The following is a 20,128-nucleotide window of genomic DNA, read 5'->3' on the forward strand; positions in this document are numbered from 1 at the left end:
CCTGCTTTGTGCTAGAAACGTCGCTGACGGATAATGCACCTCGGCGGCAGTGTGCTGCGGCTGGAAAGCAACCTGGTGGAGAGCCCTGATTTGTCTGATTCGGCTTTGTCTGATGCAACCGGCAACGAACCCGCCGAGGCACCGACACAGGGACGGCCGGACGTGGCCGTCTGCATGCTGGATCGGGACGGCTTCGTCGTCAGCTGGAGCAAGGGCGGCCAGCGCTTCACGGAGCAGGATCCCGACGGGATCGTCGGTCAGCCCTTTTCCGCTCTTTTCGCCGAGCGCGACCGGCAGGCGGGACTCCCGGGGACGATCCTGCAAAAGGCGCGTGAGAGCCACTTCGAAGGGGAAGTCTTGCAGCAGCGCCCGGAAGGCGAGGGTTTTCGGGTTCGACTGACGGTCGAATCGACCCGCAGCGCCGGCGGGGATGTCCTCGGCTTCGTCGTCGTCAGCCAGGATCTGACCGCCGGGGCGGCTATCCAGGAATCGCTGCGCCAGAACGAGGAGCAGTTCCGCCGGCTGGTGCAGAGCGTCACCGACTACGCCATCTACATGCTGGACCCCGAGGGTTACGTCAGCAACTGGAATTCCGGCGCCCAGCGCATCAAGGGCTATGCGCCCGAGGAAATCGTGGGGGAGCATTTCTCCCGCTTTTATACCGACGAGGATCGCAAGAACCGGCTGCCCTGGCAGGGTCTTGCCACCGCGGCGGAAGCCGGGCGCTTCGAGAAGGAAGGCTGGCGGGTGCGCAAGGACGGCTCGCGCTTCTGGGCGCATGTCGTCATCGACCCGATCCGCGACGACGACGGCAACCTCCTGGGGTTCGCCAAGGTCACCCGCGACATCACAGAGCGCATGGAAGCGCAGCGCGCGCTGGAAAAGGCGCGTGAGGCTTTCTTCCAGTCGCAGAAGATGGAGGCGCTGGGGCAGCTCACCGGCGGTGTCGCGCACGATTTCAACAATCTGCTCGCGGCCGTGCTGGGCAGCCTCGAGCTTCTGAAGAAGCACATGCCCGAGGAGCCCCGCGCGACGCGGCTCGTCAACAACGCCATCCAGGCGGCCGAGCGCGGCGCGACGCTGACGCAGCGCATGCTCGCCTTTGCGCGACGGCAGGAACTGAGCCTGGAGGCCGTCGAGATCGACGCGCTGGTGAAAGGCATGATCGAACTCCTGGAGCGTTCGCTCGGTCCCTCCGTCACGATCCGCGCCAACCTCCCCTCCGGGCCGCTTTTCGGCAAGGCCGATGCCAACCAGCTGGAACTTGCGATCCTGAACCTCGGGGTAAATGCCCGCGACGCCATGCCGGATGGCGGCCTGATCGATATCGACGTGCGCGAGGAAGAGGGTGCCGGCGTGCCCGACGCGCTCAAACCCGGCCGTTACATCTGCATCTCGGTGGCCGATACGGGCGAGGGGATGGACGAGGCGACGCTGGCGCGCGCGACGGAACCGTTCTTCACCACCAAGGGCATCGGCAAGGGCACCGGCCTTGGGCTTTCCATGGTGCATGGCATGGTTGAACAGTCCGGCGGCAGGCTGATCCTGAGGAGCGACAAGGGCAGGGGGACGACCGCCGAGCTCTGGATACCGCGCTGGAGCGAGGGCGCACCCGGGCAGGGACAGGTCGATCGGGCGCTCGCGGTGGAGGTGGCGACGAAGCCCTGCACCGTGCTGGCGGTGGACGATGACGGCCTGGTGCTGCTGAACACCACGGCCATGCTGGAGAATCTCGGCCACACCGTCTTGCCGGCGAGTTCCGGCCGGCAGGCGCTGAACATCCTGAACGAGCGGGGAAATGTCGATCTGGTGATCACCGATCACGCCATGCCCAGGATGACGGGCAGCGAACTTGCCAGCGAGATCCGCGCTCGCTCGCCGGAACTGCCGATCATTCTGACGACAGGCTACGCGGAGCTGCCCAAGGGAGCCAATCTGCGGCTGCCGAAGCTGATGAAGCCCTTCAGCGAGGCCGCTCTCGCCCGCGCCATCGCTGACGTCATGAACGAACGCCCCGCAGCCGCCGCCCCCAACTGACGGGGCGCGCGCTTTATTTCAGGGCGTGCGTGATCAGACCCGACAGATCCTCCGGCCTGCGGCCGGCGAAGTTGGCATATTCCACCAGCACGGCCTCGTGCGTCATGAGGAATTCCAGCACGCCCGGCAGGAAGGCCGGAAGCGTCGCCGCCTGCCGGATATGCTCCGGCGTCAGCCCGCTTTCGGAAAGGAACAGCTCAAGGAGCTGCGGGTCGGCCGCCAGATAGGTGAGGACCTCGACCGCCAGCGCCTCGGCTTCCGGGCCGAAGCCCCTCGGCCGGGGTAAGCCGGTCGTCCGGGCCTCTCCGCCGTCGCCGGACTGAGGGAGGACATCGTCATAGCCGGAGCCTGACGGAACCTCCTCGCCGTCCAACTCGGGCGGCAGGTCGCCGGTGCGGAAAAGCACCTCCGGCTCGTCCCAGCTTTCGCCTTCCATGCTGCCGGTCAGGCCGAGGGCAACGGCGCCTGCCTTGCGGGCGCCGAGCCTTTCGGCCGTGGCGATGGCAGCTTCCGCCGTCGGGTGCGTCTTCTGCGGATCGGCGACGAGCCTTCCGCCCTCGCGGCGGAAGGTCTGGCTGATGAAGAGGGTCGTCTCGCTCATGAGCCCTGTCTAGGACGCGCGCGGCACTCCCGTCCACTTCCGGATGAGGGAAGCGGAGCGCTCATATTGCACGACCGCGTGGAAGGGTTCGCCCAGCACGGATGCGGCCCGCCAGGGCCAGCGCGGATCGGCAAGCAGCGCCCGGGCGACCGCCACCATGTCCGCCCGTCCATCGGCGATGATGCTCTCGGCCAGCTTCGGGTCGTCGATCATGCCGACCGCGCGCGTGACGATGCCCGCCTCGCGCTTGATCTTCTCGGCGAATTCGACCTGATAGAGCGGGCCGACCGGAATTTTGGCGTCCGGCGTGTTGCCCGCGGTGGATGCGTCGATATAGGCGACGCCCTCGGCCTTCAGGGCCTTCGACACAGCCACGGATTCCTCCGGCGTGAAGCCGCCGTCGACCCATTCCGTCGCGGAGAGCCGCGCGCCCACCATGAAGGACGGCGACACGGCGGCGCGGATCGCCCGGGCGATCTCCACGATCAGCCGCATCCGGTTTTCCAGCGAGCCGCCCCACCGGTCGGTGCGATGGTTGGAGAGCGGCGACAGGAATTCGTGAATGAGGTAGCCATGGGCACCGTGGATTTCCGCGAACTCGAAGCCGGCGCGTTCCGCCCGGCGCGCGGCCTCGGCGAACCGGCCGATCAGTCGCTCGATCCCGGCCTCGTCCAGCGCCTCCGGCACGTGCCAGCCCGGCGCGAACGGCAGCGCGGAGGGCGCGACCGTCTGCCACGCGTCCTGTTCGGCGGAAAGCGGGCCGCCGCCTTCCCACGGACGCTGGGTCGAAGCCTTGCGTCCGGCATGGGCAAGCTGCACGCCGAAACGGGCGCCGGGCGCTGCCACGCGGCGCGCCGCGGCGAGCGTGCGCTGCACCGTCGCCTCGTTCTCATCGCAGTAGAGACCGAGATCGCCATAAGTGATGCGGCCGCGCCGCTCCACCGCTGTCGCCTCGACCGTGATCATGCCCGCGCCGGACATCGCGAGGTTCATCCAATGCTGAAGGTGCCAGTCGGTCGCCGAGCCATCGGCGGCGGAATACTGGCACATGGGCGCCACGGCGATGCGATTGGGAAAAGACAGGCCGCCGACATCGATCGGCGAGAAAAGAGCGGAAGGCATTGAGGCTCCAGGCGTCTGAGGCGCGCCAGGATCGGCGCTGCCCATGCGGAAGAATGGTCGGACCGGCAGGCCGGCTGGCCTGATCTGGACTGCTCCGGCCGGGAGGGCAAGCCGGTGCGCCCATCCGACGCGTCCCGCTGGAGCGAGCCAGTGGCTAGCGGCGCAGGCGGGACTTCAGTGCCCAGAGACCGGGATTGAGCAGCGCGTGCAGGAAATGCAGGCGCTGAAAATAGCCGTTGATCGAAACCCGCGGCAGCCCGTGCCGGGTGCCGGTCGCCGCGATGAAGCCGGGCCGTGTGGTGAAGGAGGCGAGGAAGCCGGCTTCGGCCGCCAACTGCGCCTCGCGCTCGCCCGCCGCCCCCACCGAGCCATAGGGGAACGCGATGGCGATGGGCCGCGCGCCCGTCTTTGCCTCGATCCGGTCGGCGCTGACCACCATCTCCCGCGTCGCTTCCTCCCGCGACAGCCGGGCGAGCGTCGGATGCGTCAGCGTATGCGCGCCGATGGTGCAGAGCGGATCGGCGGCGATCTCGCGGATCTCGTCCCAGGTCATGACGAGGCTGCGGACCAGAGCGCCGAGATCGACGCGATGGCGCGCGGCAAGGTCGATGATCGCGCGGCGGCGTTCCCCTTCAGGCAGGTTCATCAGCCAGCCGCTCCAGGCGCGAAAGGCAGCGTTCTTTTCCGGCAGGCTCCGGGACGGCATCTCGCCGGCAGGCGCTTCGCCCGGAACGGGCACGGCATCCGCCTTGGCGATCACCGCTTCGGCGGCTTCCCACCAGAGCGGCGCTTCCGCATCGGCGTCCGCGAAGCCTGTACAGACAAAGATCGTGAACGGCGCCCGATGGCGGCGGAAGACCGGCCAGGCATGAACCATGTTGTCGCGAAAGCCGTCGTCCAGCGTGATGGCGATCCGCCGCGCGGCGGGCGCGGCGGGGCGGGTGATAATCTCCTCGACGGAGACGAACTGCCAGCCTCTTGCCTTGAAGTCGCCGATGAAGCGGTCGAGAAATTCCGGGGTGATCTCCAGCAGCGTCTGCGGCGCGAAGCTGCCGGCCGGAGGCGCCGGGCGGACATGATGCAGCGTCACCACGAAGTCGCTGCTGCCGGGTATCTTCAGCCAGCGATGCGCCCGGACCAGGCCGAGGCCCGTCAGTGCAAGCCAGAAGAGGCGGTGACGCGTTTCCATTCTTCCCCGAGCGATCCGACGGCAGACAATATGCACGAACGATAGCGCCTGCGCGATTTCCCTTCGATTAAGATTACAACCCTCCGCTGGTTGCTTTGTCGCCGGATTCGCCGCAACTCTTCGGCAGGATAGCAGCTTGTCCTTCGGGGAGGGGGCGATATGCCGTCGGCAGCCCGAGCCGGAGTGACAGGCCCTGAACACGATCGAAGCAGCAAGGGTGACCTCGTCGCCGGGAGCGCTGATCCTTGGCGGTGCGCTGGGAAGCCTTGGCGCGATCCGCAGCCTTGGCCGAAAGGGCGTTCCGGTCGCCTACGTCACCCATGACAACCGGCTGCCGAAATTCTCCCGATATGTCCGGCTCTTCTCCGAATGGCCGGGTCCGGAGTATCCTGACGCACTCGAGGCGCTGCTGGGCCTCGCGGAACGCCATGGCCTGAAAGGCTGGGTCGTGCTCGCCGGCGCGGACGCGGAGATGCGCTTCCTGTCGCAGAACCGGGAGCGATTGTCGGCCGTCTTCCGGGTGCCGACGCCCTCCTGGGACGTGGTCCGCTGGGCCTATGACAAGCACCTGACCTACGATCGCGCCGCGGAAATCGGCATCGGCTACCCCCGCAGCTTCTATCCCCGAAGCCGCGCCGAGCTGGACGGCATCGAGTGCCGCTTTCCGGTGATCCTGAAGCCGACCCGGCGCGAGGCGCGCAATGCCTTCACGCTGGCCAAGGCCTGGCGCGCCAACGATCCGAAGGCGCTTCGTTCGCTCTATTCGCGCGCGGTGGAACTGGTCGGGGCTGACGCCATCGTCATGCAGGAGATGATCCCCGGCGGTGGTGAGGCGCAGTTCTCCTATGCCGCGCTCTGGCAGGACGGCGAGGCGCTCGCCTCCATGGTGGCGGTGCGGACGCGGCAATATCCCATGGAGTTCGGCTATACGAGCAGCCTCGTGCGCTCGGTCGAAAACGTCGACGTGGAGGAGGCGGCTAAGCGGTTTCTCCGCTCGCTCGACTTCAGCGGACTGGTGGAGATCGAGTTCAAGTACGACGCCCGCGACGACACGTACAATATCCTCGACGTGAATGCCCGGATCTGGAACTGGATCTCGCTGGGCGACGCGGTCGGGATCGATTTCGCCTATCTCGCCTGGCGCCAGGCCATGGACCTGCCGGTAGAGCCGGTCCGCGCCGAAGGGGATGCCGTCTGGCTCCACGCGTCGCGCGACGTGGCGGCCGCGCTGCAGGAACGTGGGGCCGGTCTTCTGACGTGGAAGAGCTACCGGCGGAGCCTCGCCGGCAAGCGCGCGTTCGGCGTCTTCGCCGCGGACGATCCGCTGCCGGCGATCGTGGAAAACCCGATGCTGGCCGTCCGGCTTCTCACCCGTCGCGTGCCGATCATGCTCGGCACGCTGCTTCGCCGGGGCGAGCAGGATGATGAGGATGCTCCGAAGGCGGACAAGCGCGCCCCCGGAGCATAGATATCAGCTGTCCTGAACTTCGACGGCGGCAAGCGTCATCATGTTGAGGACGCCGCGCGCCGTCACGGACGGTGTCAGGATGTGGGCGGGCTTGGCCGGCCCGAGCAGGATCGGACCCACGTGCAGCGCGTCGTCCATGACGCGGATCAGGTTCAGCGCGATGTTCGCCGCATCGAGCGACGGGAAGACCAGCAGGTTGGCGTCGCCCGTGAGGCGGCTGGACGGCATCACCCGTTCGCGAAGCTCGGTGGAAAGCGCCGAATCGCCCTGCATCTCGCCATCCACCTCAAGATCCGGCGCGATCCTGGAGAGGATCTTCACGGCTTCGCGCATCTTGCGGGCGCCTTCCGTATCCAGCGAGCCGAAGTTGGAGCTGGAGAGCAGTGCCGCACGCGGCTTGATGCCGAAGCGCGAAACGTGCCGCGCCGCCTGAACGGTGGTTTCCGCGATTTCCTCCGCGGTCGGGTTCTCCGTCACATGCGTGTCCGTCAGGAAGACGGTGCCGTAGGAGGAGAGGAGCAGGGAAAGACCGGCGAAGTGGCGGACGTTGTCGGCGGGGCCGATCACGTTGCGGATGTCTCGGAGATGCCGCTCGTAACGCCCTTCCAGCCCGCAGATCAGCGCGTCGGCTTCGTTGCGGCGGACGGCCAGCGCCGCAATCACGGTGGTGTTGGTGCGAACGGCCGTGCGTGCCGCCTCGGGGGTGACGCCGCGCCTTCCGACGAGGGCGAAATAATCGTCCACGTATTGCCGGTAGCGCGGATCCTCCAGGGGGTTCACCACCTCGAAATCGCGATCAGGGCGGATCTTCAGGCCGAAGCGCTCCGCCCGGCTTTCGATCACCTGCGGGCGGCCGATCAGGATCGGCACGGCAAGATCGTCCTCCAGAGCGATCTGCGTGGCGCGCAGCACGCGCTCGTCCTCGCCCTCGGCGAAGATGACGCGGCGCTTGGAGCTCTTCGCCGCCGAGACGATCGGCTTCATGACGAGGCCGGAGCGGAAAACGAAGCGGCTGAGCCCGTCGAGATACGCCTCGAAATCGGTGATCGGCCGGGTCGCCACGCCGCAATCCATCGCCGCCTGCGCCACTGCCGGCGCGATGCGCAGGATCAAACGCTGATCGAACGGCGTCGGGATCAGGTAATCCGGCCCGAAGGTATTGGCGACGCCGCCATAGGCCTTCGCCACGATTTCGGAGGGTTCCTCACGCGCCAGCGCTGCGATGGCGTGGACGGCCGCCATCTTCATTTCCTCGGTGATCTGGGTCGCCCCGACATCCAGCGCTCCGCGGAAGATGTAGGGGAAGCAGATGACGTTGTTGACCTGGTTGGGGAAGTCGGAGCGCCCGGTGCAGATCAGCGCGTCCGGTCGCGCTTCCTGCGCGTCCTTCGGCATGATCTCGGGATTGGGGTTGGCGAGCGCCATGATCAGCGGGCGCGGGCCCATGCGCTTCACCATCTCGGGCTTCAGCACGTTGGCGGCGGACAGGCCGAGGAAGACATCGGCTCCCTCGATGACCTCGGCCAGCGTCCGCAGCTCCGTTTCCTGCGCATAAACCGACTTCCAGCGGTCCATGGACGCTTCGCGGCCCTTGTAGGCGACGCCATCGATGTCGGTGATCCAGATGTTCTCGCGCTTGACGCCGAGAAGCACCAGCAGGTTGAGGCAGGCGAGGGCGGCGGCGCCCGCGCCCGAGGTCACGACCTTGATGTCCTCGATCTTCTTGTCGGCGAGTTCCAGCCCGTTCAGGATGGCGGCGCCGACGATGATGGCCGTGCCGTGCTGGTCGTCGTGAAAGACCGGAATGCCCATCCGGGCGCGCAGCTGCGCCTCGATCTCGAAACATTCCGGCGCCTTGATGTCCTCAAGGTTGATGCCGCCGAACGTGGGCTCCAGCGCGGCGACGACATTGACGACGCGGTCGATTTCCGTTTCCGCGATCTCGATGTCGAAGACGTCGACGTTAGCGAACTTCTTGAAGAGGACCGCCTTGCCCTCCATCACCGGCTTGGAGGCCAGCGGTCCGATATTGCCCAGGCCGAGCACTGCGGTGCCGTTGCTGACGACCGCGACGAGGTTGCCCCTCGCGGTCAGGTCCAGCGCGGCGCCGGGATCGGCGGCGATCACGCGGCAGGGTTCGGCGACGCCGGGCGAATAGGCCATGGCGAGGTCACGCTGGTTGGCAAGCGGCTTGGTGGGCTGGATCTCGAGCTTACCCGGCCGGGGATAGCGATGATAGAACATCGCGCTCTCGTTGATCGAGAGGCCGTCGGGATCGTTTCGCTCGGACATTCTGCTGTTTCCTCATTCGCGAAGCACGATATCTGCGGGTTCCGCTTCGCTCTTCCCTGGACCTAAACCCGGTCGGAATCGTGTCGCAACGATTTTCCGCTCGATCGGCGCATTGTTCGTCGGGAAATGATCTGAAGGATTGAGGAACATCTCTCGGGGGCCGGCGTTTTCCCCCCGACAAAAACAGGAGGGCGTTATGCGCTTTAAGATCTTGGGTGCCGTTGCAATTACCGCTGTTCTCGCCGTTCCGGGCGCGGCCCTCGCCGCTTCGGGCACGACAACGGGCGTTGTAGGCGGCGCCGCGACCGGCGCGGTCGTGGGCGGCCCGGTGGGCGCGGTTGTCGGCGGTGTGGCCGGCGGCGTCGTGGGCCATCGGGTGGACGAGCGCAATCACCGCCGTGTCGTGCACAAGAAGCGCGTGATTCATCGCCGGGGCGCCACCTCGACGACCACGACGACGACGACCCGCTGAGACGATTTCATCGAGGGTTGAGCGAGGGGCGGCCGAAAGGCTGCCCCTTTTGCGTTTGGCGTCGCCTCGAATGTTTCCCGATGCCGCGAAGTTGAGGGCTTGTGCCCCGGCGCCCGAGGATCGTTTCCCGGGTCACGGAGTTCTGCTGACGACGGATTCCGCGGATGCGGGATGCGTCGAATTCACCGTCGAACTCAGCGGAACAACACGATGACTCCGGACGAACGCACGCTTCTCGGAAACTTCCTGCAGGATCTTCAGCAGACGCGGAACGTTGCCAAGGATTCCGAGGCCGATCGCATGATCTCGCAGGCCGTGCAGAGCAACTCGGACGCGGTTTACCTGCTCGTCCAGCACTCGATTCTGGCGGATCAGGCGCTTCGCGTAGCCCAGAATCGAATCGCCGACCTGGAAGCCCAGACGCGCAGCGGCTCCAATGGCGGCGGAAGCTTTCTCGGAGGCGGCAATCCCGGGAGCAGCCCGGCCGGCGGACGGCCCAATCCCTGGGGCGGCTCCCGCGACAACGGCTACGATCAGGCGCGTAATCCCGCTCCCGGTTACAGCCAGAACTCGCAGGACGGGGGATACGGGCAACCCGCGAGCCAGGCTTATCAGCCGCAGCAGAGTCGGTTCGGCGGCTTCTTCCAGAACGCGGCGGCCACGGCTGCGGGCGTCGCGGGTGGCGCGTTCCTGGCGCAGGGCCTTTCCAACATCTTCGGCGGCGGCCATGGAGGCTTCGGCGGGCTCGGTGGCATGGCCGGATTCGGCGGTGCGGGGCTGAACGCGCAGCCGAACGTCGAAAACGTCACCATCAATGAATATGGCGACCAGAATTCCGGCGCCGATTACGATCAGGGTGTCAGCGACGCCAGCTACAGCGACGATTTCGGCGATGATGGCTTCGACGACGGCAGCGGGTTCGCCTGAGTGGCAAACGAATAGCCGAACTCGGTTTCGACGTTCTCGATCAGAGCCGACAGCAACGCGGAAAGAATTGCCAGGGGTTCGGTCCTGCCGTTTCCCTGGCTGGAGCGCCGCTCGCGCGCCGAGGCGATCCAGACGCGGCAGCCTTGCGCGTCCGGCATATAGGATTGCCAGCTCCAGCCGGGAAGCGACTTCGCCAACTCGGCGAGCACGATCTCCGTGCTTTCCGTGATGGCGGGGGCAATGCGCCAGCCTTCCTCGCCATCGATGAAATAGCGGCCTTCCAGATGCGTCAGGATAGAGCCGGGCTTGCCGCTCAAGGCGAGGCAGAGTTCTGCATCAAGTATTCGACTCGGGGCGGAGGACTGTTGAACGCGCTGACGAAGATCGCGCAGGAGCCGTGGCATGAAGGGACTCCAATGTCCAACGAGAGTAAGGCGGCCCAACCTCTGGCCTCAACCTTGGGCACAGGTAGGAATAGCCGAGGCATTGTTGGCCTGCAACCAAGGCTTGTCATTTCGGCTGAAACTCACCCGGAATTTTGTTTCCGCAGGTCAGCTTCTTTGCTTTGGCGCAAACGAACTCGCCGCACCGCTGCTTTGGCAATACTCCGGGCAGTATCGTGCGCCGAGACCCACAACCATTGCGTCCGTGCGGCGGCCCGGTCGGGACTGACGATCAGGGTTCGGTAATGCTCGCGGGAGGCGAGGCTCGCCTCCGGCTTCCACAGCAGTTCCAGGATCCGGCTGTCGGCATCGCAGACGGGGTCCACCCGGTTCACCGACGCATCCTCGCACCAGCGGTCGGAAGCCTTCAGCAGGATGTGCTTGCCCGGCGAGAATCGCGCCAGCTCCTCGTCGAATGCGATTTTCCAGGGAATGGCCAACCCGCCCGTCTCCAGCCGGATCAGGCATGCGGCGGGCCGGTCGCCGGCCCACAGGGTGTCGAGGGAGACGAGACCGGCAGCGGCTCCGCCTCGCACGACCTCGGCGGCGAAGCGGAGGATCGCGGGATCCTGCGCCATGGCGGTGCCGTTGCGGCCTTTCCAGCCGAATTGCTCCAACGCCGCGAAGATCCGGAACGCTTCTTCAGCGTCCGCAACGGAGGTCGCGGTGGTGAGCCGGACCGTCCCCTCGCGGTCGAGCGTACGAAGCTGCTGGTTCAGCTTCTTGCGCCTTTTGCGCGGCACCAGCGCCACGCTCGCAACTTGCCGGTTTTGCGCGGTGAAGTTCAGCACTGGCCGCATTCGGTCCGCGGTGCCGAGCAGGGTGGCGTTCCCGCCTGCCGTCGCCTTGCGGAGCGCGTCGGCAAATGCACCGGCGACCGGAAGTTCGGGAATGGCGAGCGACCGCAGCCCAGCCGTTCCGATGCCGTCGATGAGGTCGGAGACGACTGCCTGCCCCTGTTCCCTGTCAACCAGCGGGGTACCCAGTGGCGCGAAGGGGTGCGTCCAGACAGAAGCCCAACGGAGTGGCGCGATCGAAGCTCGCTGCACGACCGGAGCGAAGAAGCTCAGCCGCTCGCGCGAGCCGATCAAGGCGAGGGAAACGTGGCCGTTGCCGAGCGCCTCGATGGCGGGTCCGAGAAACTCCGGCATGAAAAACGGGTTGGGCGCCAGCGCTCGGGCGGCGAGGTCATGGACCGCGGCGGCGTAGGCGGGCAGGCTGGTGGCCGGCTGGAGACGCAGCCCGGCGCTACCCGCCGGACAGGTCCTCGATACGGTCGTGGTTGCATTCTGCGCCATGCCGCGAGTGCCAGCCTTGCTCCTGTCGGTTCCTTCAAAGTGGGATTAATGTTTCCGTTCGCAACACAAAGGTTCGGCAACCGGACGTTAACCCTACGCCGGAGGCGGGACGCAGGGCGGACTGCCTCGACGGGCGCAACGAGAAAGAGCGGAGGAATCGTTCATGGAAGCAAGCCGGCGGCTTGATCTGCGCGGCCTGAAATGCCCGCTTCCCGTGCTGAAGACGGGCCGAGCGGTCCGCGACCTGCCGGCGGGCAGCCGCATCGAGGTGCTCGCCACCGATCCGATGGCGGCGATCGACATTCCGCATTTCTGCCGCGAGCAGGGCCACCGGTTGCTGGAACAGACGCGGGAAGCGGATCATCTCCGCTTCCTCATCGCGGTAGGCGAGGGCGCTGCCTTCAGTCCGCCTTCGCGGGATGGCGAGGCTTCGGCTTGACCGGAGCCTTGGGCTTGGCGACCGGCTTCCGCGCCGCGGCATCCTTCTTGCCTGGAGCCGCCCTGGATTCGCTCTTGCCGCTGTTGGCCAGCGTCTTCACCGGGCCGCGCGTCGGCTTCGGCGTGTTGTTCAGCACCGAGCGGCCCTTCTTTGTCGGGCCGAGCTTGCCCACATCCACCGGCAGGCCGGCGACATCGCCGGATTCCATCAGTGCCTTGCCCTGGATCGACTGGGCCTGAAGCGAGCGGGCCGGGGCCTTGGCGCTGATGGCCGGCGTCGTCGCTTCGGTGGCGGGAGCCGCCGTCGTGCCTTCGATGGAAACGGGGATCGAGGCGAACTGGCCACGCGGCCCGAGCTTGAAGCGGGGCAGGGCCGCTTCGCTCTGCGGCATCTGGCCGTTATTGGCGACCTCGTCGGCGGTTTCCAGCACGGTTTCGGACGGCGTCGTGCCCTTCTTGCCGGAGCAGATGATCTCGCTCATATCCACGGGCGTCGTATAGTTCATGCCCGAGGAGACGGTTTGCAGCGTCGTGGAGGTCAGCGGCAGGGCATTGCTTCCGTTCAGGGCCTCTTCCAGGAGCCCGGCGGCTTCCTCGGCGCGCGCAAGGCCGCCGCTGGCCCCGAATACGACCGCCATGGCCTCGTGGCCGTTGCGACGGGCCGTGCCGATCAGGTTGAAGCCGGAGGCGCAGATGAAGCCCGTTTTCATGCCGGTCGCGCCGGGATAGCGCTCCACCAGCAAATTGACGTTGTGGATCGTGCGCTTGCCGAACTGGATCGACGGAATGGAGAAATAGCCCCGGTACTGCGGGTACATCAGCGCGATGGCGCGCGTCAGTACCGCCATGTCGCGGGCCGTGGTGTAGTTATTGGGATCCGGCAGGCCGTTCGGGGTCGCGAAATGCGTCCGCGTCATGCCGAGGCGCTGCGCCTCCTCGTTCATTCGGGCGACGAACTGTTCCTCGCTGCCGCCGACGGATTCCGCGATGGCCACCGCCATGTCGTTGGCCGACTTGACCAGCATCATCTTCAGCGCGTTGTCGAGCGTCAGCTTGGTGCCGGGCTTGAAGCCCATCTTGCTCGGCGGCTGCGCGGAAGCGTTGGCCGACATGACGACCGGCGAATCCCGCGTAACCTCGTGGCGTTGCAGGGCCTCGAACACGACCAGCGTCGTCATCAGCTTGGTGGTGGAGGCTGGATACCAGGGCCGGTTCGCATCGTGCTCGGCGTAGATCCGGCCGGAAACCAGGTCTGCGAGGATGTAGGGACCTACGAAACTGTCCTGGGCGGCAGCGGAGCCGATCCCCGACACGGCCGACAGGAAGAGTACGGCGGCGGCAGAAACGCGGCGCCATCCGGAAACAGCAGGGAAAGGCAAGCAGGACCCCTTTAAGGTAAGGCAGTTCTGATACCTCATTCGGAGGAGTTTTTGCAGACGTGTTTGTCTGCGTCCCATCCGCGCGGCCAGGCCCCGATTTCCGCCAGCAGCTTGCCGGCGTTTTCTTTCACGTTCGTTGCACGAGCGGTGAAGATCCGGCCCCGCGCATTGCCAGAGCCGTTGTCGGACGGGTAGCTTGCGCCTCAATGGAGCAAGTCATGCCTGTCATCAATCGTTTTGCCGAACTGCACAGAGAGATCACGGAATGGCGGCGGGAATTCCACCGTCGCCCCGAGCTTCTCTATGATGTGCAGGGTACGGCGGCCGAAGTGGCGGCGAAGCTGCGGGAATTCGGCTGCGACGAGGTGGTGGAGGGCGTGGGCCGCACCGGCGTCGTGGCGGCGATCCGGGGCGATCGGACGAATTCCGACCGGGTGATCGGCCTGCGCGCCGACATGGACGCCCTGCCGATCACCGAGATGACGAACAAGCCCTGGGCCTCCACCGTGCCGGGCAAGATGCACGCCTGCGGCCACGACGGCCACACCGCGATGCTGCTCGGCGCGGCGAAATACCTGGCGGAGACCCGCCGCTTCGGCGGCACGGCGGTGCTGATCTTCCAGCCGGCCGAGGAGGGCGGGGCCGGCGCCCGCACCATGATGCAGGACGGCCTGATCGAGCGCTTCGGGATCCAGGAAGTCTACGCCATGCATAACTGGCCGGGCCTGCCTGTCGGTCATTTCGCGACGCGCAGCGGGGCGATCATGGCCTCGGCGGACCAGTTTACCATCGAGATCGCCGGGCGCGGCGGCCATGCGGCCAAGCCGCACGAGACGGTCGACCCCGTGGTCGTGGCGACCCACATCGTGCAGGCGCTGCAGACGATCGTCGCCCGCAACCTCGATCCGCTGAAAAGCGCCGTCATCTCCGTGACGACGATCCACGCCGGCGAGGCCTTCAACGTGATCCCGCCCAAGGTGACGATGACGGGCACGGCCCGCGCGCTGGATCCCCTAGTGCGCGACCTCGTCGAGCGGCGCATGCATGAAATGGTGCCGGGGCTGGCGGAAGCCTTCGGCGCCACCGGGACGCTGAACTATCGCCGCGGCGATCCGGTGACGGTGAACCATCCCGAACAGACCGAAATGGCCATCGCCGTGGCCTCCGAGATCGCCGGTCGGGACAATGTGCTGGAGACGCCGCCCAGCATGGCGGGCGAGGACTTCGCCTACATGCTGGAAGCGCGGCCGGGTGCGATGGTGTTTATCGGCAACGGCGATTCCGCCGGCCTGCACCATCCCGAATACGATTTCACCGACGCCGCCATCCCCTTCGGCTCGTCCTTCTGGGTGCGGATGATCGAGACGCTGATGCCGGCCGCCCAGGGCATCGCAGATGGGGGCGCCGCGCGTCCCGCCGCCGGCTGGCGGTGATGGAACCCGGTCGGAACCTGATCAGTCCCGGCTCAAGGCGCGCGGATCGATGCTTTTCTGCATGAAGACGCGCCGATAGCCGTGTTCCTCGGCCCGGTGCGTCTCGCGGTAGCCAAGGCGCGCGTAGAGGGCGATATTCTCCGTCATCGCCTCGTTGGTGTAGAGCCTGATCGTATCCAGGGAGAGGGCCTTTGCCGTCTCTTCGGCGAAATCCAGCAGCGCCCGGCCGTAGCCGCGTCCCTGAGCATCCGGATGCACGGCGATGTTGTCGAGGAGCATGGTTTGCCGTTCCGGAACGAGCACGACGAAGCCCATCACGCGCCTTTCGCATTCAAGGACCGAGACCAGCTTTCGGTCGATCAGCCCGGCATAGTCTGCGGTGACGGGTCCCGGCTCGCGACCGATGCGGGCCGTGTAGATGGCATAGGCCGCCACGGCGATGTCCGTGATCGCCGCAACGTCACCTCTGGTGGCGAGGCGAAGGCCGGCGATGCTCGGCACCGAAGTCACGCGAGCGGCCGGTTGGTCCGGCCGCTCGCTTCGCGTTGGAAAGGCGTCAAACCCGCTTCAGGCCGCGCACGTCGCGGACGGCCCCACGGGCGGCGCTGGTGGTCATCGCGGCATAGGCCTGCAGGGCCGCCGAAATGCGGCGGTTGCGGCCGATCGGCGTCCAGGCGTCGTCGCCCTTGGCTTCCATCTCGGTCCGTCGGCGGGAAAGCTCGGCGTCCGGCACATCGAGCCGGATGATCCGGTTCGGGATATCGATGACGATGAGATCGCCTTCCTCCACCAGCGCGATGGCGCCGCCTTCCGCCGCTTCCGGCGAGACGTGGCCGATGGAAAGACCCGACGTGCCGCCGGAGAAGCGGCCGTCGGTGACGAGCGCGCAGGCTTTGCCCAGGCCCTTCGACTTGATGTAGCTCGTGGGGTACAGCATTTCCTGCATGCCGGGGCCGCCGCGCGGGCCTTCATAGCGGATCAGCACCACGTCGCCAGCGCCGACCTTGCCGCCCAGAATGCCTTCGACGGCGCTATCCTGGCTTTCGAAGATGCGGGCCGGACCGGTGAACTTGAGGATGCTTTCGTCCACGCCTGCCGTCTTCACGATGCAGCCGTCTTCCGCGATGTTGCCGTAGAGCACGGCGAGTCCGCCATCCCTTGAGAAGGCGTGGTCGATATCGCGGATGACGCCATGCTCGCGGTCACGGTCGAGATCGGGATAGCGCCGGTCCTGGCTGAAGGCGACGACGGTCGGAATGCCGCCCGGCGAAGCGCGATAGAAATTCTGCGCCAGTTCGCTGTTGGTGCGGCTGATGTCCCAGCGGTCGATGGCGTGGCCGATGCTTTCGCTGTGCACGCAAGGCAGGTCGCGGTGAAGCAGGCCGCCGCGGTCCAGCTGGCCGAGAATGGCCATGATGCCGCCGGCGCGGTGCACGTCTTCCATGTGGACGTCCGACTTGGCCGGCGCGACCTTGCAGAGGCAGGGCACCTTGCGCGACAGCTGGTCGATATCCGTCATCGTGAAGGGCACTTCCGCTTCCTGCGCGGCGGCGAGCAGATGCAGCACGGTGTTGGTCGAGCCGCCCATGGCGATATCCAGCGTCATGGCGTTCTGGAACGCCTCGAACGTCACGATGGAGCGCGGCAGCACGGTCGCGTCGTCCTGCTCGTAGTAGCGACGGGCGAGATCGACGATGAGGTGGCCGGCTTCCACGAAGAGGCGCTTGCGGTCGGCATGGGTGGCGACGATGGAGCCGTTGCCGGGCAGCGACAGGCCGAGCGCTTCCGTCAGGCAGTTCATGGAATTTGCCGTGAACATGCCGGAGCAGGAGCCGCAGGTTGGGCAGGCCGACCGCTCGATGGCGAGGACTTCCTCGTCGCTGATGCTCTCGTCCGCGGCCGCGACCATGGCATCGACGAGGTCGAGCGACCGGATCTTCTCGCCGAACTTGACCTTGCCGGCCTCCATCGGGCCGCCGGAGACGAACACGACGGGGATGTTGAGCCGCATGGCCGCCATCAGCATGCCGGGCGTGATCTTGTCGCAGTTGGAAATGCAGACCATGGCGTCCGCGCAATGCGCGTTGACCATGTATTCCACGCTGTCGGCGATGATCTCGCGCGACGGCAGGCTGTAGAGCATGCCGTCATGACCCATGGCGATGCCGTCATCGACGGCGATCGTGTTGAATTCCTTCGCGACGCCGCCCGCCTTCTCGATCTCGCGCGCGACCATCTGGCCGAGATCCTTGAGATGGACGTGCCCGGGTACGAACTGAGTGAAGGAGTTTACGACCGCGATAATCGGCTTCCCGAAGTCGGCATCGGTCATCCCGGTGGCGCGCCAGAGGCCGCGAGCACCGGCCATGTTGCGGCCGTGGGTCGTCGTACGCGATCGATAAGCAGGCATGTCGTTGTCCTTGGGTAACCCGGGCGAGCGCGGTTATGCCCGCTTGATGTCCTGCCCGGGGTTCGGCGCCTCCCGGCGCGAACGCGCCACATAAGTCATTTCGCGGCTGTTTGGTAGGGGAAACTGGTTCGACCGCCCCGCGCGATCGTGCAACGCAGGGCACATCCGCGCCTTTGACGGTGGACGGCACCGTTCGGCAGCCTTACGTAATGGAGGACGACAGCGTCGCCATGTCGCCTGCCGCCATTTCATGCAACGATCGAGCGACACCATGCTCCAGAATGCGCGCGGCCGGCCCGTCACGACCGAGGAAGAGATAGAGCGTTTCGAGGATCTGCCGAGCGACGCGCTGATCCCGGACGAGGACGACGGGCCGGGCGGTTATCTCCAGCGCGGCACGCCGGCCTATCGCCGGGCCAATCTGGCCTTGTTCGCCGCCGGCTTCTCCACCTTCGCGCTGATGTATTGCGTGCAGCCGCTGATGCCCGTCTTTTCCGAGAACCTCGGTATCAGCCCCGCGGCCGCCAGCCTGTCGCTCTCCGTTACCACCGGCGTGCTCGCCTTCGCCATGCTGCTGGCCGGCTCGATCTCGGAAGCGCGCGGGCGCAAGAACCTCATGACGGTTTCCCTCCTGGCGGCCGGCGTGCTCACGCTGCTGGCCGCCTTTGCGCCGAACTGGGGCAGCTTCCTTGTCATTCGCGCGCTGGAGGGGCTGGCGCTCAGCGGCGTTCCCGCCATCGCCATGGCCTATCTCGCCGAGGAAGTGCAGCCGGAAGGACTGGGCGCCGCGATGGGACTCTATGTCGGCGGCACGGCTTTCGGCGGCATGGCCGGCCGTGTGCTGACGGGCCTGATGGTGGATGCCAGCGGCTCCTGGCGCGTCGCCATCGGCGGCATCGGCATTCTCGGGCTGATCGCGGCGCTGGCCTTCTGGCGCCTGCTGCCGCCCTCGCGCCATTTCGTGGCGAAGCGGGGCAGGGGGCTCTCGCCTTTCGTGACGTCGTTCGCCGGGCTCTTTCGCGACGCGGGGCTTCCCTGGCTCTTCCTCAGCGGCTTTATCCTGATGGGAGCGTTCGTCACCGTCTACAACTACACGGGCTATCGGCTGATGGCGCCGGAGTTCGGGCTCGGTCAGGCGGAAGTCGGCGCGATCTTCCTGATCTATCTCCTCGGCATTCCGTCCTCGGCATGGTTCGGCGTGCTCGGTGGCAGGATCGGTCGCGGGCCGACGCTGATCGCAGCCGTCGTCCTGATGCTCGCCGGGCTGGGACTGACCACGGCGCATGGCCTTGTCCCGGTGGTGCTCGGCATCGCGGTCTTCACGATCGGCTTCTTCGGCGGCCATTCGCTGGCCAGCGGCTGGGTCGGCGCGCGCGGCAGCGCCTCCCGGGCACAGGCGTCGTCGCTTTACCTGTTCTCTTATTATGCCGGCTCCAGCCTGATCGGGGCCTATGGCGGCACGCTGTGGTCGGCCGATGGCTGGCGCGGCGTCGCCACGCTGGTGGGTATCGTGTTGCTGGTGGGGTTTGGCGGGGCGATACGGCTCGCGCTCCTGAAGCGCGAGCCGCCTAAGTTCGCCTGAGCTTAGCGCTGGACGAAGATCTGCTGCGTCTCGGCGTAGCGCGCACCGGCGACCGCCGTTTCCGGCACGGCACGGTCGATCGCGGCGACCTCGTCTTGCGTCAGCCTGATATCGGCAGCCGCGGCGTTCTCTTCCAGATAGGCGATGCGCTTGGTGCCGGGGATCGGGATGATGTCCTCGCCCTGATGCAGGAGCCAGGCGAGCGCCAACTGGCCGGAGGTTGCGCCACGCGCATCCGCAAGCTGCTTCAGCGTTTCCACCAGGGACAGGTTCTTTTTCAGGTTGTCGTCGCTGAACCGGGGAAGATTGCTGCGGAAATCGTCACTTCCGAAGCCTGAACGGTCGGTGACCGCACCGGTCAGGAAGCCGCGGCCGAGCGGGCTGAACGGCACGAGCGCAATGCCCAGTTCGCGCAGGGTCGGCAGCACCTCCGGCTCCGGATCGCGCGTCCAAAGGGAATATTCGCTCTGCACGGCGGCGATCGGATGCACCGCGTGGGCGCGGCGGATCATCTCGGCAGGAGCTTCGGAAAGCCCGAGATGGAGCACCTTGCCCTCGCGGACCAGCTCGGACATCGCTCCGACGGTCTCTTCGATCGGCACGGCCGGATCGACGCGATGCTGGTAGAAGAGGTCGATGTGATCCGTGCCGAACCGCTTCAGCGAAGCTTCGGCCACCGCCTTCACGTTTTCCGGACGGCTGTTGAGGCCGGCGATACGGCTCAGCCCCGAAGCTTCCGTTTCCGGCAGGATGCGGAAGCCGAACTTCGTGGCGAGCACGACCTGATCGCGACGGTCGCGGAAGGCGCGGCCAAGCAGTTCCTCATTGAGGTAGGGGCCATAAACCTCCGCGGTATCGAAGAAGTTGATGCCGAGTTCCAGCGCGCGGTGCAGGGTTGCGAACGAGGTCGCCTCGTCGGAGGCGGTGCCGTAGGCCCAGCTCATCCCCATGCATCCAAGCCCGATCGCGGAAACCTCGGGGCCGTTGCGGCCCAATTTGCGCATCTGCATATGATTCTCCTGATTGTCGCCGGAAGA

Annotated in this window: 17 protein-coding genes; 7 read left to right on the forward strand and 10 right to left on the reverse strand. The window is 66.5% G+C overall.

Annotation, left to right across the window (positions count from 1 at the left end; genetic code table 11):
- Positions 1 to 105 precede the first annotated feature (105 nt).
- Positions 106 to 2,037: a hybrid sensor histidine kinase/response regulator gene (locus BMY25_RS17460; protein ID WP_177176918.1), complete on the forward strand. Its 1,932-nt coding sequence runs from the start codon at positions 106 to 108 to the stop codon at positions 2,035 to 2,037.
- 13 nt (positions 2,038 to 2,050) lie between these two features.
- Here the strand turns inward: BMY25_RS17460 and BMY25_RS17465 are convergent, their stop codons facing one another.
- The 3 genes from BMY25_RS17465 to BMY25_RS17475 all read right to left on the reverse strand — a co-directional run bounded on the left by BMY25_RS17465 (position 2,051) and on the right by BMY25_RS17475 (position 4,949).
- A complete protein-coding gene (locus BMY25_RS17465; protein WP_238858397.1) occupies positions 2,051 to 2,638 on the reverse strand; it encodes a DUF3572 domain-containing protein in 588 nt (195 codons plus the stop codon).
- Between the two features lie 9 nt (positions 2,639 to 2,647).
- Positions 2,648 to 3,760 carry an NADH:flavin oxidoreductase/NADH oxidase gene (locus tag BMY25_RS17470; protein WP_092498945.1) on the reverse strand — a complete coding sequence of 371 codons (1,113 nt, stop codon included), beginning with the start codon at positions 3,758 to 3,760 and terminating at the stop codon, positions 2,648 to 2,650.
- Positions 3,761 to 3,914: 154 nt separating this feature from the next.
- A complete protein-coding gene (locus tag BMY25_RS17475; protein ID WP_092498947.1) occupies positions 3,915 to 4,949 on the reverse strand; it encodes a polysaccharide deacetylase family protein in 1,035 nt (344 codons plus the stop codon).
- Between the two features lie 217 nt (positions 4,950 to 5,166).
- Here BMY25_RS17475 and BMY25_RS17480 point away from each other — a divergent pair, with 217 nt between their 5' ends.
- A complete protein-coding gene (locus BMY25_RS17480; RefSeq protein ID WP_092498949.1) occupies positions 5,167 to 6,417 on the forward strand; it encodes a carboxylate--amine ligase in 1,251 nt (416 codons plus the stop codon).
- Positions 6,418 to 6,420: 3 nt separating this feature from the next.
- Here BMY25_RS17480 and BMY25_RS17485 read toward each other — a convergent pair whose 3' ends face one another.
- Complete coding sequence (locus BMY25_RS17485; RefSeq protein ID WP_092498951.1) at positions 6,421 to 8,709, reverse strand: NADP-dependent malic enzyme; 2,289 nt, start codon at positions 8,707 to 8,709, stop codon at positions 6,421 to 6,423.
- Positions 8,710 to 8,905: 196 nt separating this feature from the next.
- On the opposite strand from BMY25_RS17485, the gene BMY25_RS20915 reads away from it, so the two are divergent.
- Both BMY25_RS20915 and BMY25_RS17495 read left to right on the forward strand, forming a co-directional pair.
- Positions 8,906 to 9,181 (forward strand): glycine zipper 2TM domain-containing protein, encoded by a 276-nt coding sequence (locus BMY25_RS20915; RefSeq protein ID WP_092498953.1) that lies wholly within the window; start codon positions 8,906 to 8,908, stop codon positions 9,179 to 9,181.
- Positions 9,182 to 9,391: 210 nt separating this feature from the next.
- Positions 9,392 to 10,108, forward strand: coding sequence for a DUF2076 domain-containing protein (locus BMY25_RS17495; protein WP_177176919.1), 717 nt, complete (start codon positions 9,392 to 9,394; stop codon positions 10,106 to 10,108).
- On the opposite strand, the gene BMY25_RS17500 is transcribed toward BMY25_RS17495, so the two are convergent.
- Both BMY25_RS17500 and BMY25_RS17505 read right to left on the reverse strand, forming a co-directional pair.
- Complete coding sequence (locus BMY25_RS17500; protein ID WP_092498957.1) at positions 10,054 to 10,425, reverse strand: hypothetical protein; 372 nt, start codon at positions 10,423 to 10,425, stop codon at positions 10,054 to 10,056. The two genes, BMY25_RS17495 and BMY25_RS17500, sit on opposite strands and share 55 nt — an antisense overlap.
- Positions 10,426 to 10,634: 209 nt before the next feature.
- Positions 10,635 to 11,849, reverse strand: a complete 1,215-nt coding sequence (locus BMY25_RS17505; RefSeq protein ID WP_092498966.1) for a GNAT family N-acetyltransferase — start codon at positions 11,847 to 11,849, stop codon at positions 10,635 to 10,637.
- Between the two features lie 163 nt (positions 11,850 to 12,012).
- On the opposite strand from BMY25_RS17505, the gene BMY25_RS17510 reads away from it, so the two are divergent.
- Complete coding sequence (locus tag BMY25_RS17510) at positions 12,013 to 12,288, forward strand: sulfurtransferase TusA family protein (protein ID WP_092498969.1); 276 nt, start codon at positions 12,013 to 12,015, stop codon at positions 12,286 to 12,288.
- Here the strand turns inward: BMY25_RS17510 and BMY25_RS17515 are convergent.
- On the reverse strand, positions 12,251 to 13,666 hold the full coding sequence (locus BMY25_RS17515) for a D-alanyl-D-alanine carboxypeptidase family protein (RefSeq protein ID WP_177176920.1): 1,416 nt from the start codon (positions 13,664 to 13,666) through the stop codon (positions 12,251 to 12,253). The genes BMY25_RS17510 and BMY25_RS17515 overlap by 38 nt on opposite strands.
- A 218-nt stretch (positions 13,667 to 13,884) precedes the next feature.
- On the opposite strand from BMY25_RS17515, the gene BMY25_RS17520 reads away from it, so the two are divergent.
- Positions 13,885 to 15,099, forward strand: coding sequence for a M20 aminoacylase family protein (locus BMY25_RS17520; protein ID WP_092499020.1), 1,215 nt, complete (start codon positions 13,885 to 13,887; stop codon positions 15,097 to 15,099).
- Between the two features lie 21 nt (positions 15,100 to 15,120).
- Here the strand turns inward: BMY25_RS17520 and BMY25_RS17525 are convergent, their stop codons facing one another.
- Together BMY25_RS17525 and ilvD are read right to left on the reverse strand one after the other, a co-directional pair.
- Positions 15,121 to 15,609 carry a GNAT family N-acetyltransferase gene (locus BMY25_RS17525; protein ID WP_238858398.1) on the reverse strand — a complete coding sequence of 163 codons (489 nt, stop codon included), beginning with the start codon at positions 15,607 to 15,609 and terminating at the stop codon, positions 15,121 to 15,123.
- A gap of 46 nt (positions 15,610 to 15,655) precedes the next feature.
- Entirely contained in the window at positions 15,656 to 17,509 is a 1,854-nt protein-coding gene (gene ilvD, locus BMY25_RS17530; protein ID WP_092498975.1) for a dihydroxy-acid dehydratase, read from the reverse strand.
- A gap of 271 nt (positions 17,510 to 17,780) precedes the next feature.
- Between ilvD and BMY25_RS17535 the strand changes: the two genes are divergently transcribed.
- Entirely contained in the window at positions 17,781 to 19,091 is a 1,311-nt protein-coding gene (locus tag BMY25_RS17535; RefSeq protein WP_092498977.1) for an MFS transporter, read from the forward strand.
- A gap of 2 nt (positions 19,092 to 19,093) precedes the next feature.
- On the opposite strand, the gene BMY25_RS17540 is transcribed toward BMY25_RS17535, so the two are convergent.
- Positions 19,094 to 20,101: an aldo/keto reductase gene (locus BMY25_RS17540; protein WP_092499021.1), complete on the reverse strand. Its 1,008-nt coding sequence runs from the start codon at positions 20,099 to 20,101 to the stop codon at positions 19,094 to 19,096.
- Positions 20,102 to 20,128: the final 27 nt, after the last annotated feature.

It is taken from the genome of Faunimonas pinastri, from assembly GCF_900110915.1.
In the GTDB taxonomy this organism is placed as follows: Bacteria; Pseudomonadota; Alphaproteobacteria; order Rhizobiales; family Afifellaceae; genus Faunimonas; species Faunimonas pinastri.